This is a genomic window from Aliivibrio sp. 1S128 (genome assembly GCF_001691065.1).
Taxonomy (GTDB): domain Bacteria; phylum Pseudomonadota; class Gammaproteobacteria; order Enterobacterales; family Vibrionaceae; genus Aliivibrio.
In genome coordinates, this window is record NZ_MAJV01000069.1 from 31,643 (window position 1) to 45,985 (window position 14,343).

11 protein-coding genes are annotated in these 14,343 nt (G+C 39.1%); all 11 read right to left on the reverse strand.

What is annotated here, in order from left to right; translation table 11 throughout:
* Positions 1 to 22 precede the first annotated feature (22 nt).
* On the reverse strand, positions 23 to 4,411 hold the full coding sequence (locus tag A6E03_RS09400) for a DUF6701 domain-containing protein (protein WP_065600721.1): 4,389 nt from the start codon (positions 4,409 to 4,411) through the stop codon (positions 23 to 25).
* Positions 4,401 to 4,832 carry an MSHA biogenesis protein MshP gene (locus A6E03_RS09405; RefSeq protein WP_065600722.1) on the reverse strand — a complete coding sequence of 144 codons (432 nt, stop codon included), beginning with the start codon at positions 4,830 to 4,832 and terminating at the stop codon, positions 4,401 to 4,403. Before A6E03_RS09405 ends, A6E03_RS09400 begins: the two co-directional genes overlap by 11 nt.
* A complete protein-coding gene (locus A6E03_RS09410; protein ID WP_065592373.1) occupies positions 4,804 to 5,601 on the reverse strand; it encodes a PilW family protein in 798 nt (265 codons plus the stop codon). The genes A6E03_RS09405 and A6E03_RS09410 overlap by 29 nt, the downstream gene beginning before the upstream one ends.
* Positions 5,601 to 6,215 carry an MSHA biogenesis protein MshD gene (locus tag A6E03_RS09415; protein ID WP_065600723.1) on the reverse strand — a complete coding sequence of 205 codons (615 nt, stop codon included), beginning with the start codon at positions 6,213 to 6,215 and terminating at the stop codon, positions 5,601 to 5,603. The genes A6E03_RS09410 and A6E03_RS09415 overlap by 1 nt, the downstream gene beginning before the upstream one ends.
* Positions 6,205 to 6,732 (reverse strand): Tfp pilus assembly protein FimT/FimU, encoded by a 528-nt coding sequence (locus A6E03_RS09420; RefSeq protein ID WP_065592375.1) that lies wholly within the window; start codon positions 6,730 to 6,732, stop codon positions 6,205 to 6,207. The genes A6E03_RS09415 and A6E03_RS09420 overlap by 11 nt, the downstream gene beginning before the upstream one ends.
* Positions 6,733 to 7,087: 355 nt before the next feature.
* Entirely contained in the window at positions 7,088 to 9,820 is a 2,733-nt protein-coding gene (locus A6E03_RS09425) for a DUF6701 domain-containing protein (RefSeq protein ID WP_255310623.1), read from the reverse strand.
* Between the two features lie 157 nt (positions 9,821 to 9,977).
* A complete protein-coding gene (locus A6E03_RS09430) occupies positions 9,978 to 10,400 on the reverse strand; it encodes an MSHA biogenesis protein MshP (protein ID WP_065592377.1) in 423 nt (140 codons plus the stop codon).
* Complete coding sequence (locus A6E03_RS09435; protein ID WP_141676937.1) at positions 10,372 to 11,169, reverse strand: PilW family protein; 798 nt, start codon at positions 11,167 to 11,169, stop codon at positions 10,372 to 10,374. Before A6E03_RS09435 ends, A6E03_RS09430 begins: the two co-directional genes overlap by 29 nt.
* Positions 11,169 to 11,732, reverse strand: coding sequence for an MSHA biogenesis protein MshD (locus A6E03_RS09440; protein WP_065592378.1), 564 nt, complete (start codon positions 11,730 to 11,732; stop codon positions 11,169 to 11,171). Before A6E03_RS09440 ends, A6E03_RS09435 begins: the two co-directional genes overlap by 1 nt.
* Positions 11,722 to 12,249 carry a Tfp pilus assembly protein FimT/FimU gene (locus tag A6E03_RS09445; protein ID WP_065592379.1) on the reverse strand — a complete coding sequence of 176 codons (528 nt, stop codon included), beginning with the start codon at positions 12,247 to 12,249 and terminating at the stop codon, positions 11,722 to 11,724. Before A6E03_RS09445 ends, A6E03_RS09440 begins: the two co-directional genes overlap by 11 nt.
* A 328-nt stretch (positions 12,250 to 12,577) precedes the next feature.
* Complete coding sequence (gene ggt / locus A6E03_RS09450) at positions 12,578 to 14,332, reverse strand: gamma-glutamyltransferase (protein WP_065600725.1); 1,755 nt, start codon at positions 14,330 to 14,332, stop codon at positions 12,578 to 12,580.
* Positions 14,333 to 14,343: the final 11 nt, after the last annotated feature.

A 14,343-nucleotide genomic window follows, 5' to 3' on the forward strand; every position in this document is an offset into this window, starting at 1 on the left:
GAGCAAGCAGGACATGGTAACACTAATTTAGTTGTTCACGGTTCCATATAATACGATCACTGCCTCGATAGATACCAAAACGAATGATGGCTTTTATAGAATCTTCAAAAGAGTCATTTTGATCAACGTCTTGCTTTAACCAAGGTAATTCAAATAAAGACAGCGTTGGAATGACTTTTCCTTGGTTGCCATTACCCGGAGCACTGAATGTCATGCTCGTTAAACCATTATTTACATTGGTGTCAGTCAAACTTGCTGATGTCGTCCCTTTTCCTACTGGCAATGCCGCAGGATCATTCCCAACATCAAAGGTGAAATAATTCGGTTTTAGAGCAGTACACCTGTCGGTATTCTTTTCAAAACGTCCGCCAATGTATGATTCTGTTGTTATTTTTGATTCTAAAGACGACAGCTCTGAACCATAAGTATTCGCCATTGTAATTCGTCCCCATTCTTGTCTATGCTCAGGGGTCGCTGGGAAGTCATAATTAAGGCAAGCCCCCGACGAATTTACTTTATAGCAGATTTGATCATCGTCTTTTAGGTCATCGGCCGTTAGTTTTAGTGTAATTGCATCATTGGTAGGTGGGTGAGGAGCAAAGGGCTTTTTATAGCGCAACTCAGCACCTTGTAGTTGAACTTGGCTTTTATTTTTAATTTTTACCACGTTGCCAGCGGTAGCAAACCCACTACGATGACCAAGAATAGATAGGCTGTCAGTATCTATCACGTCAATATCAGAAGGTGTGGCAGCATAAGTTCTAAAATTCCAACCGTTTCGGTATTTCCACCAGTCGCCAATGTTGTAATTTTGAAGTTGCCCGCCAGTTTGAGAAAGAGGTGTTACTTCAAGCGTTGGAAGACGATTAAATTCAAAAGTTTGCCCCATGTAAGTATAAGAGCTACAGGCATCGGTAATACTTGGTTGTTCTGCTGACATTGAGAAATAAGCGGGCGTAAAACGACCAATACTCCCCGTTGATGCCGATTGAATTTGATAAGCGGTACTGCCAAGATAATTAGCCGGTGGTGTTACTGATATATCAAACACACCCACCTCACTAATGCTTTGTGTAATACGATTGGTCCCATCTTGTGATGCAACATGATCGTATTCATTGGCTAATAGATTACCCAAATTACCGCCTGATGATGCAATCGGAGCGATTAATTGATGATCAAGTAACAGCATGTTTTGTGCATAGTTAGGCGTTGTTGGGTTGTTTGCAATATAGGTATCACTATCGCTTACCCATGCGTGTGCTCTTACGTATAAATTAAATTCTTCTCCTGCATGCGCGAATATGGTGCAAGTTGGATCTTCTGAAGGGCAGTGACTGTTGGTCGTTGAATTGCGGCTATCGGCGACTAAAGCACTCAATCCAAGAGGGAAGCTTACAAATTGATCGCTGCCTTCAATATCTTGGTTATATGATTTTACGTATTTAGCATTGAGTTGCAGTTGCCCTGCATCGATATAATTTACCGTAATTTGTGCTTCATTATTGGCAAAGTTTAACGCAAAGGTTGTCGGGGATGCTTCTTGTTTTCCTATTTCATTCCATGAATTATTAACGAGTCCATATAGACTTGGTGAGCCAATAATATTCGTTTTGCTTGGTGAAATGTAATCAGACCACAACTGAATTTGTTTGGTACCAGTAAATGTACTGCCACAGCCTTTTATAGTTGCTGTCACTGGTTTATTGGCTAATTTATCAGGGACAACGACGGTTAATCCTTCCGATTTAAAATTAAGCGTACAGTGTTGATCATTTAATGCGCCACCATTAATACTACATAGGGTTTTACTAAATGGCTTAGTTGATGGCGATGAGCTATATACTCCTAAGGTAACGTCGCCTTGTGTCGGTTTACCTATAGATAGTTTCGCAATACCGTTTGTCATTGTGACGTTGTTGCCGCTTAACCAATATCCATCTGCACCGAGATTACTCGTATTAAGAGTGACATCAATCTCATCAGTAAATAAGCTTGAACAAGAGGCGTCAGCACACGCTCGTAACGTTACGTTAGATACATCGCAAGTAGAGCCTTGTCCTGAATGGTTAAATTCAAAATGGTCAATTTGCTCACCAATAGGTTTTGAATACAAAGCACACATTTTGAAATTATCAATTTCATGGGTGTTGTCTAGCATGCCTGTAGAGCCAGTTAATGACATGATGAAGTTTTCAGGGATCTCATCTTGATTGTATTGGTTATTTAGCACATTAATTGGGCCAATGAGCGGTTTGAAATTTGGAGTTCTTCCTACGGCAACAACACTTCGTTCAACGGTTACATTGGCGGTATTATTGCTTCTTGAATCTATGGTAATACGGTAGCGATGAGTTTCATTTTTCCCATCATTGCCATCAATACGAGGAGATACTGTCTCCCCATCAATATAGTTATAACCCGTATATTGTTGACCAGACCCTCGTAAAACAACAGATTGTGCCGTTGTACCACCAGAGGTCTTATTCCTTGTTCCGCCTTCTTTAGAGTAGTTTCCGTATTCATCTAACCCTATGCCAACCCAGCCACCGGCAAACCCCGGAGCTGATTCTGCTTTTTTGAAGCCATAACCTAAAGGTCCACCAAAAGCCCCTGGTTGTGGTGTAACTTCAGCATCTGAGAAAACAACGGCTAAACCATCAGCACCAGTACCGCTGCCATATGCCATATAATCAAACTCGATTTCAATTTTATTTCCAAGAGCAGGATATAGATATTGAAAGGAGGATGCGGTAGATTGACCGGGACTATTTTCGGTAAGTTTTAAGCGACCACTAACTATGCTTGGGGTAAAGTAACCACTACTTTTGCTTGTTATCCAGTGGCTACTTAAACTGCCATTATTGAAATCGTCTTCATAACAGGTAGGCAACACAACATCAGGACATGGATGGCGTTGTTCATATAATTGGTTTATTTGACTGTCTGATAAGGCTTGGTCAAACACATTAACTTCATCAATCAAGCCATCAAAGGTACGAGATAAATCATAGTCATTAGCGACTTGTACCGGTTGAGTGTTTTCTTTTAGGTGTCGTAATGGTTGCACGTCTTCAACAATCGATTTTACTTCTTGTCCATTAATAAAAATGGATGCTTTATTTCTATTATGTGCGTTATAGCGAATCGCAATATGAGACCAGCGATTTTCAGGAATGCTTTGGGAAGTAGTCAGGTTCATTGGGTAATTGGTGTTTTTTAGTTCCCAATACCAGTTGATTTGGCCACGAGAATTTAAATGAAATTCATAGTTACCATTTTTAGATACAATAGTATAAAGCCTACCATTATGAGGATAAGAGCGAGGGTTTACCCATGCACTCACTGTAATCTCATCTTCGTTCGATAATTTACTGTTATGAGGCACTTCAATGTATTGCGCTTGAGCATGATTAAAGTTGCCGTAACCACAAGTCCCCATATTGGCTAAATCGATTGGTAGAGCAGGGTTGTCTTTTTGTGGGGCAGGATTATTTATAGCGGTACCGTTATAGCCGTTGCCAGAGCTGTCTTTAACTTCGCCAATAGTACCATCCCATGAATTCTCATCTAAACGTAAAGATAAAGCGGCTGACGGAAATGATATTGATGCTCTATCTTCAATATAAGCATTACTATTTAGTCGTAAGTGTTTACTCAATGTTCGACCGATGATATGGCTAGTATCATCTAAAATAATGTTATTGAATGCGTATACATCACCTTCGATCAACGCATTAGATTCAATATGAATATTGCTATATGAATAAAGAGCAAAGCTGCTATCGTTATTCTGTTTTATGGAAGAATCATTGTAAATACCTAGATTATTTTTTAAAAATAACCGAACGTTACCTTCAATATTAATTTGAGACATAGAGTTTATGGATAAATTTTCAATCCAATAATCACCGGAATGGAATGTCAACGTTCCACCATTTAGTGATAAATTCTTGATTCGTTGTTCGGGATTATTAAACACAAATGAACACTGAGAATCATTTGAAGTGATTTTTTTGTATGAGGAGCCATCAAAGATATATAACCCACCGCTATTACATGTATAGGATGCTTTTGACGTTGACTTCTTAAAGTTAGGTAGAGGAATATCTGAACTACTGCTTCCTGTTATTGGACATTCTTCATATTCTCCATTTGCATCCTCACAGCCATCATTTGGATAACCATTACTATTATTCGAATAGAACTCTAATTTTGCACCATTTGTTCCTTTGATCTTTGTATTATTATACATGGTTAATTTAGATGATTTTTTTGAATGCCCTTGAGCGACCCCTGGAAAGTAAGTGTCACGATCGATATTTTGAAAAGCGTGTGCAGTTAAAGAGAATGCACACATACTAAGAAAAACCGATAAGACCCCGATTTTAGAAGACAGATTAATTTTCATCGCGAATACCTACTTCAATAATACGCTGTAAGGTGGTGGAGCCAAATTTACATTGAGCGGTACTGACCAACTGGTGGACGACTATCCCAGAATCTAACTTGCCATTAGTCGAGCAGGTAACGCTAGCACTGCACTGAGACAAGCCATCGCCTTCAAAGCTATAGGTAACTGCTGTGTTTTTTGGAACGAAGCAGCTGCCTTCACCTGACATATAAAAAGCACTAATATCAAGTTGGATTCCTGATTGCGCAGCCATGTTGGTACGAGTTCCCATGATTTCGGTGACCGCATGAGTGTTCACTTTTTGTTGGTTTTTCATCATCATTAAGGCAAGAAAAGCCACAACAACAAGAATAAATACAGTAAGAATTAAGGCTGAACCTTGTGAGTTTTTAGGGCGTGTTGAAGATAAGAACATCATGATCTAATCTCACCTCTTCATTATTATCGCTAAAAATAAATTGCAATTTAACCAAACCATTACGAACCAAAGAAGGGTGTTCAACGTTGAATGACGCATCTTTGATGTTGTCTGCCATAAGTTGACGTTTTCCGGAGGATAAGCCTGATGGAGATAATTCGGGTCTAGATAATGGGTAATCTGAATATCGGAATAATTGGGAGCCTTCTATGCAATACCCGAGAGGTTTTCTGTACATATATAAACGGTGTGCGGGTGAATTCTCTTCAAAACTTGTCGGTTGAGTTAACGTTATATCCACCATTTCTGCCTCATTACCAGCCGTAAAATCAATATCTTGTGCCGCTTGAGCTATTCGTCCAAGGCCACTTGTTGGAAGGGGAGATAATAACTCTGTTGCGGAGGTTGGCATGACAACCAATCTGTCTCCTAATTTGATCCCGCGTTCTGGTAATACGCGCACAATATTGGATTTTTCAGGAGTAATTGCTAAGGTTTCATAGACTGCGGTATTGACGGTGGGCAACCATTCGATACAGGTCTCTGTTGAGTTGACTTGTACGCTATTTGGAACTGCATCACGGATCTCTTTGTGCATACGCTCAGTAACAAATCGACCTTGAAGAATGAGTTCTTCTCTGTCTGTCGTACCAGTATAAATTGTCATACTGTGTTGGATAATGGCACTCAACGAAAGACCAATTACCGCCAGTAATACAATTGAAATGATCATCTCAATTAATGTGAATCCACGATTGGGTAAGCGCATTAGAAATTTCCTCTGATCACAGAGAAGACATAATGCTGACCACTGGGATCAATTATATTAACGACAATACGTTTGCTGTTACCTGCAATAGTATCAGGAACGCCGTCTACTTTGTTATTCACATTAGCGTCATAGAAAACACGGATTGAAATAGAAAAATTGGGGTAAATTTGGGCTAAATCATCACCTAGTACACTTTGAATACTGCCGGATAATCCATCAAAGTCATCAACATCATTAAATAAAGTGCGATCAGGGACGCCATTGATGATCTCGTCGGGATCTGGTCCTAAGCAGCTTTTATCTAAGCTATCGTCACATTGAGGTATACCATTAATGACTTTTGTTTTAGCGAGGGAGCACATCTTGCCTGATTGGCTGTTGCACTCAGGAATCCCACCATTAGGGCCACTGTTTTCATCGTATTTACGTCCAATAATTTCATCCATAACCGCAGCGCCTAATTCAGTCGCTTTAGTTGAATGGATCAGTTGAGCGCTATCTTGAGTGCGTGGAAATAACAATACAGTCAATGTCATTAAGGCAAAGCTAATGAGAATAATCGATAGCACAATAGAGATTAAACTAAAGCCTGTTTGTTGATTAGCACGCATGAATATAGCCTTCTGTTTCAATGCATATTGTTTGTGTCGATGATCCGTAAATAATTATTTCACAGCGAGTGTTAGTGCACTGAGTCACTCTTCCGATTGAATCAAAATCTAATGCATAAGGTATTATTGGTGTGATTAGATTTGAGTTTACCTTTAATGCAAAAACAGCATTATATTTTGCTAGCGAAGCAACGTAAGTGTCATCTTGGTTTTCAAGATATTCATTACTCTTTTGTGTGTTAGGGAATACAGACGAACAATTCTCTGGTGTTTCATCTAAGCCGACCTGCTGCGCCCTGTGCTCGTTAATTAACCAGCGGTTACAAAAGCCATTTCTATTCATCGCTCGAATTTGCGTTAAACGTAAAGAATGCAGTAATTCTGTTTTTAATGTTTGCGTTGATACGCTACTAATTCCGGAGAAGTAGCTATTCGCACTGAGAGACACTATTGAGATTAAAACGATAACCGCAATAAGCTCAATTAAAGTAAATCCAGAGGTATGATTTCTAGTCATTTTTTTCGTTACAAAATGTAAATTTCAGGGGAAGCGGTAAGTGTACGGATAAAAATTATTAAGAGAAGTAAAATAAGCATAAATTTAGTGAGTACTTTCTTATTTTTATGTATATCCAATGTGAAGTACTTCCATGTTCATTGCATTTATTTGCGAGTAGGTTCAAATATTTTTGATAATGCTTTATTACTCACTTTTCGGTAACAGTCAATAAGTATTTTTTATAATCTCTATGGGATCTCGTTTTTTCTGCTTTGGTAGCTAAGGTTTTTTGGCGATTTAAAGGGTAATTAGTAAAAAAGGTGCCCCAATAAATAGGTCACCTTTTTCATTTTTTGAACAAGATAGAGATAAACTATTCTACCTGTTCACGCTTCCATATAATACGGTCGCTTCCTCTGTAGATACCAAAGTGAATAATGGTTTTAAGGGAATCTTCAAAAGAATCACTTTGATCAGCATCTTGTTGTAGCCAAGGTAAGCCTAATAGAAAGAGAGTAGCGATGATTTCACCTTGGTTGCCGTTACCTGGTGGACTAAATTTTAGACGTATTATCCCATCATTCATGCTTGAATTACTTAAATTTGCTGTGGTATAGCCATCGCCAACAGGTAAGTTTTTAGGATCTGTTCCTACGTTAAAAGTGAAATCTGATAACTTCAAGGTTGTACAATTGTCATGGTTCTTTTCAAAACGACCTGCAATGTAAGATTCGGTTATGATGGTTGATTCTAATGGCGCTAACTCTGAACCATGAGTATCGGCCATCGTAATTCTTCCCCATTCTTGGCGATGTTCAGGAGTGGCAGGAAAATCATAAGGTAAGCACTCACTTTCAGGACTAGACTTATAGCAAACACCATCTGAATCTTTTAAATCATCAGCCATTAACGCCAACGTGACGACATCTTGAGTCGCGGAATGAGGCGTGAATGGTTTGTTATAGCGTAATTCTGCATCTTGCAATTGAACCCCATTGCTATTGGGCAGTCTTACCACGTTACCCGCTTCAGCAAATCCTTCACGGCGTTTAGTAATGTAGTTACGGTCTGTATCTACAACGTCTAGTTTTGATGGTAATGCAGTATAAGAGCGTAATGCCCATTCATTTTCATAGCGCCACCATTTACCAACATTATAGTTTTGAATCGGCTGGCCTGTGTATGATAATGGCGCTAGATTTAATGTTGGCTCATCATCAAATTTAAAGGTTTGCCCCATGTAAGTATAAGTATGACATGCATTGGTTATGGTTGGTTGTTCTGCGGACACTGAAAAATAAGCAGGCGTAAAGCGGCCAATACTGCCCGTTGATGCGGACTTAATTGTGTAAGCCGTGCTACCAAGATAGCTGCTTGGTGGAGTGACTAAGAATTTAAACACTCCCACTTCACTGATACTTTGTTGAATAGCATTTAAGCTGTTTTTTGCTGAGGTATGATTATATGTATTAGCGAACAGTCCTCCGGATTTACCTCCTAACAGTGCTGAAGGAGCGATAAGTTCGTGAGTTAATTTTAAACCTTGCTGCGTGTAATTTGGTGTGGTTCGGCCAATTGAGGCGTTATTATCACTCCATGCATGAGCCCTGACATTAAGCGCAAATAACTCGTCTGCTTGAGCAAACACTGCGCAATTTATATCCTCTGAAGAACACGTTTTATGAGGCGTAGAACTGTTCTGTTTGGAAACGTAAGCCGTTAATCTAGCAGGGAAGCTGACGAACTCATCGTCACCTTTGATAATGTGCTGTGGCGTTAATGAATGACTCGCGTTTAGTTGTAGTTTCCCTGCATCAGGATAATTTAGTTGAAAAGTCGCTTCATTATTTTCAAAGTTTAATCGTAGTGTGGTTGCCGATGACTTTGTTGTTCCAATGTTTTTCCATGATTTATTCCCCTCCGTCGCCGAAATTCTTGGTGCCCCGATGAGCTTCAGCGCATTAGGCTCAATATAGTCAGACCATACTTGAATCTCTTTAGTGCCATTAAAGTTATTACCACACCCCTTAATTGTTGCAGTGACGGACTTGTTAGCTAATTTGTCTGGAACATCAATAGTAAATCCTCCAGCATTAAAGTGGATATCACAGTTGCTATTTTTACCGTCTTTAGTTTTACATAATAAAGGATTGTCAGCGTGTGGTAATGCACTCTCTATCCCTAACGTCACATTGCCTTGTGTTGGTTTACCTATCGATAAATTGATGTAGCCATTTTTTATTTTGATCTTATTACTTGGCTTCCAATAGCCGTCATTAGTTATATTTAAAGACATACTGACGTCATCAGTAAACAACGCAGAACACTCCGCGTTAGCACAAGCTTTTAATGTGACAGCAGAGGTGCTGCATGTTGAACTTTGTTTTGCGTGTAAAAACTCAAAATGGTCTATTTTTTTTTCAATTAAACTAAGGGGTTCAATATAACTCTCACCGGTGATATGAAGGCTTTTACTTGAAACTCGACCAGAAATATAACTGAGCTCATTTTCATTTTTGCTGCTACTTAAAGCGATTTTTTCTTTTGCATAGATATCGCCTTCAATAAATGAATGGTCAAAAACCTTTACACTCGAATAGCTAATAATCGTAAGTGATGAATTTTCTGCTTTTATAATTTTAGCCTTACCACTTAAACTGAGCTCTTGATTAACAAATAAACGAACATCGCCTACTATTTCTAAGGTCGGTTGATTTCCTGTTATTAATAGGTATTGGATCCAATAGTCTCCTGACGTTAATGTCACTTTGGCGCTATCGATGATTTCTAAATAAGAGAAACGGGCCTCTTTTGATGGAGTTTTAATTGTTGCATGGCAAGTGCCTTGGATCTCTATTGAGGTGAACTTATCTTTTTCGTTTAGCGTTAATGCGCCAGAGTTACATTCCGTGTATTTGGCTGTACCAGGCTTCTGAAAAGGAGGTAAAGGAAGTGCGGGTACATTTTGTTTAGTAACTTCACATGTTTTATAACCACCAAGCCCATTATCGCAGCTATTTTTAGGTAATCCTTCCCCTTTATTGCTAGAACAAAAATCTAAAGGAATGCCTTTTGTGTTATAAATTTTTGTATTTGAAGACATCATTAACTGGTTTCTTTCACAGTGACCTAAAGATTGAGAATGGCCCTGTGCACTGTTAGGAAAATAAATACTTTTATCTATGTCCTGAAAGGCTTGTACTAATGAAGATGATAGGCATAAGCTAAGAAAAATAGAGCTCAAATAGACGATTGAAAATCGATTAATGTGCATCACGAATACCTACTTCAATAATACGTTGTAAAGTGGTGTTACCAAATTGACATTGGGCGGTACTAATTAACTTGTAAATCTTAATTCCTGAATCTAAAACCCCTGTTATGTTGCAGTCTATATCGGCTTTGCATTGTGATAATCCATCACCTTTAAATTGGTAATGTTTTATTATTGCAGCGCAATTTTGTATTGGTGATGAATAAAAACTGCTAATACCTATTTGAATAGCTGATTGTGCCGTCATATTAGTTCTAATTCCCATTACGGCTGTCACCGTGTGAGTGCTGGTTTTTTGTTGAATTTTCATCATCATTAATGCTAGAAAGGCCACAACGACTAGAATGAAAACGGTGAGAATTAAGGTTGAGCCTTGTGAATGCTTAGGGCGTGTTGAAGATAAGAACATCATGATTTAACCTCACCTCTTCATTATTATCATTAAAAACAAATTGCAATTTTACGAGCCCGTTACGAACCAAAGAAGGTTGATCTATCTCAAATGACGCATGCTTAATGTTTTCAGCCATTAAATGACGTTTCCCATCTGAAAATCCATTAGGAGAAAGCTCATGGCGAGATAGCGGATAGCCTGAGTATCTGTATAGTTTTGAGCCTTCTAAACAATAAGCCAAAGGTGTTTGATAAATATATAAACGCCGAGCAGGGGAGTTCGCCTCAAACGTAGTGAGTTGTGTCAGTGGAACATTAATCATAGTAGGAGGTACTTCCGTTGATAAGGGGCTCCTGTCTGAAACAATAGCTACACGGCCTATACCGTCGGCTGAAGGCTCGGCGAACAAGACTGCCGCCGCAGATGGCATAACTACCATTCTGTCATTAAGATTAAGTGGTTTTTCCGGTAATAGTCGTAAAATGTCAGAACGAACTGGGCCCATAGGTAAGTTTTCATAGACCGCGGTGTTTATAACCGGGATCCATTCTATGCAGTTTTTTTCTGCATTGACTTGAATGCTATTTGGAACCGTATCTCGGATCTCTTTATTCATTCGTTCAGTAACAAAGCGACCTTGAAGAATTAATTCTTCTCTATCGACGGTATCAACATAAATAGCCATACTATATTGAATGATAGAGCCAATTGATAAACTAACGATCGCTAATAAAGTAATAGATATGATCATTTCAATTAAAGTGAAACCACGATTCATCGCTGTCATTAAAAGTTGCCTCTAATGGTCGAAAATACATAGTGTTGGCCACTTGGTGCGATTACTTTTACGATAATTCGCTTACTGTTTCCTGAGATAACATTAGGGGTACCATTAAATTGGCCTCCTATATTTGTGTCATAGAAGACGTTAATTGAAATTGAAAAATTAGGATAAATTTGAGCCAAATCGCTCCCTAGAACATCTCTAACGCTTCCTGATAATCCATTAAAGTCATCTACATCATTAAATAATGCACGTTCGGGGACACCATTAACTATTTCTTCAAGATCGGCACCTAATTTGTTTGGCGCAGTACAAGCAAGAGAAAGTGGGCGATTACATTCAGGAAGCCCTCCATTGGGGCCGCTATTTTCATCATACGAACGACCAATAATGTCTTCCATAACAGCAGCGCCTAATTCAGCGGCTTTGGCGGATTGTATTATTTGAACACTGTCTTGAACTCGTGGGAAAAGAAGCATGCTTAGCGTTATTAACGCAAAGCTCATTAAAACAATAGATAGAATAATGGAGATAAGGCTAAAGCCAGTTTGAATATTAGCACGCATGGATATACCCCTCTGTTTCAATGCATATTTCTTGATTTGAGGCACCATGAATTACTATTTTACAGCCACTCTTGTTGCATTGTTTTATTCTTCCCATTGGGTCAAAATCTAAAGCATATGGAGAGATTAATGTGATTGGTGTTGAGTTTACTTGCAAAGAGAAATAGACATCATGTTTGGCAAGAGATGCCACATAACTGATGTCTTGATTATCAAGATAAGCATTATTTGTTTGTTGATTCGGAAAAGATGTTTCGCAATTCTCTATGCGTTGTTCAAGACTAATTTGTTGAGCTCTATATTCATCGATTAACCAGCGGTTGCAATAACCACTGCGATTCATTGCTCTAATTTGGGTTAAGCGCAAAGAATGAAGCAACTCTGTTTGTAATGCTTGGGCTGACACACTGTTTATTCCGGAGAAATAGCTACTAGCACTAAGCGATACAATTGAGATTAAAACGATGACACTGATTAACTCAATTAATGAAAATCCATGTATATGATTACGATTCATTTTTGTTCGTTATAAAATATTAGCCGTATATTAAATGAACTCTACGGATAAAAAATTAGAGAAAGATAAAGAGATAGTTACAGACGTAAATAAAACATTAACGACTGTGATTGTTTTTGGTTGTATTAAGTTGTGTCCATTGAGGTTATTTAGTTATTGATTTATATAGTAAAAGTAGATGGAAAATACGTGATTTTCAGCAGCTGTCAATGAAATGTTTATGCTATTTATTTTAACTATGTAGTACTTTTTAGATGAAATTTAGGGTTCTAAAGATGAGAAGTGGTAACAATGAGTTGTGATTGCTACCACTAAATTGATTAGTATATTACTGAGCTATCACTTTACCCTCACGGCGAGGATCGGCAGCACCCACAAGAGAATTTCCTTGCAGTTTAATCGCTTGAACCCCTGAGTTTAATTCCTTAACTTGAACTTTAAATCCTAGCTTTTCTAACTTAGGAACCCATGCTTCAGCGGTGGTGTCTTTTTCTATTTCAAATGCCCCAAAGCGATTATTCATGTTAGGTAAATCAATGGCTTGCTGTAGGTTTAAACTCCAATCTAGATGAGCAACCAATGTTTTTGCTACGTATCCGATAATTTGACTGCCACCGGGAGATCCAATCGCCATATACGGTTTATTGCCTTCCATTACGATAGTGGGCGCCATGGATGAACGTGGACGTTTACCCGGCTCGATGCGATTGGCAATAGGAACACCATCAACATGGCTTCTAAAAGAGAAATCAGTTAACTCGTTATTCAATAAGAACCCGCCAACCATTAAGCGAGAGCCAAAGCCATTTTCTATGGTGGTAGTAATTGAAACCACATTACGATCTTTATCGACAATCGAAAAGTGACTGGTAGAAGGCAGTTCAATGGCTTCATCTAATGCGTAATTGTTGGTATGAGACCACGGTGGAGAGCCCGCAGAGGTTTCAGTTAATGCATCCTTTCCTTTTAGTAGTTCAGCGCGTTTTTCTAAATACTTTTTATCTAATAAGCCTTGAGTTGGCATTGGAACATAATCACTGTCTGCCATGTATTTACCGCGATCAGCAAAGGCTAGGCGAGAAGCATCTCCTAATAATCTCCAACTTTGTACATTGTCTTTACCCATATCTGAAATTGGGTAATGGCTGAGTACCCCCATAATTTGTCCAAGTGCCAATGCTCCTGAACTTGGTGGCCCCATGCCACAAATTGCGTATTGGCGATAAGGTGCGCAGACGGGTTCACGCTCTTTTACTTGATAAGCCGTAAAATCAATGAGATTAAGTACCCCAGGGTTTGAGGTCTCATTTCTTACTGTGTTCACAATATCTTGTGCAATTTTTCCTTGATAAAAAGCGACGGCGCCTTGCTCAGAAATAACCTGCAGTGTTTTTGCATAATCTGGATTTTTAAGCTGTTGACCCGCTTTTATTGGTGAACCGTCGTGGTTAAAAAAGTAGGCTTTAGCGGCAGAAGAGCGTTGCAGAAACTCTTGGTCATTATCAACCAATTTTGCTAAACGAGGACTTACGGTGAATCCATTAGTTGCAAGCTCAATGGCTGGTTCAAATAGGGTTTTCCAATCCAGTTTGCCTAGTTTTTGATGAGTATCCCACATCAATTTTACTGTGCCAGGAGTACCAACAGATCGCCCTCCGACTACGGCATCATAAAACTTAAGAGGTTGGCCTTTGTCATCTTGAAATAATTGAGGTGTCACTTCTAATGGTGCCGTTTCCCTTCCATCAAAAGTAGTAAGCTCTTGCTGTTTTGCATTCCAATAGACAAGAAATGCACCGCCACCAATACCCGATGATTGAGGCTCTACTAGCCCAAGCACCAATTGCGTTGCAACCATGGCATCAATCGCATTACCACCCTTACGCAGCATCTCAGCCCCCGCTTCACTGGCATAAGGGTTTGCGGAGGCGATCATCCACTCTTTTCCTCCAACGAGGTTCTGCTTGGTTAAGCCCGTTGCGGCTTCAGGGGCAACATTGTCTGTCGTTTGAGCTGCAAATGATATTGGCGTAATAAGAGAGGTTGAAACCAGTAACGCAAGAGTTGATGCTTTCCACTGCATAGATATTCCTT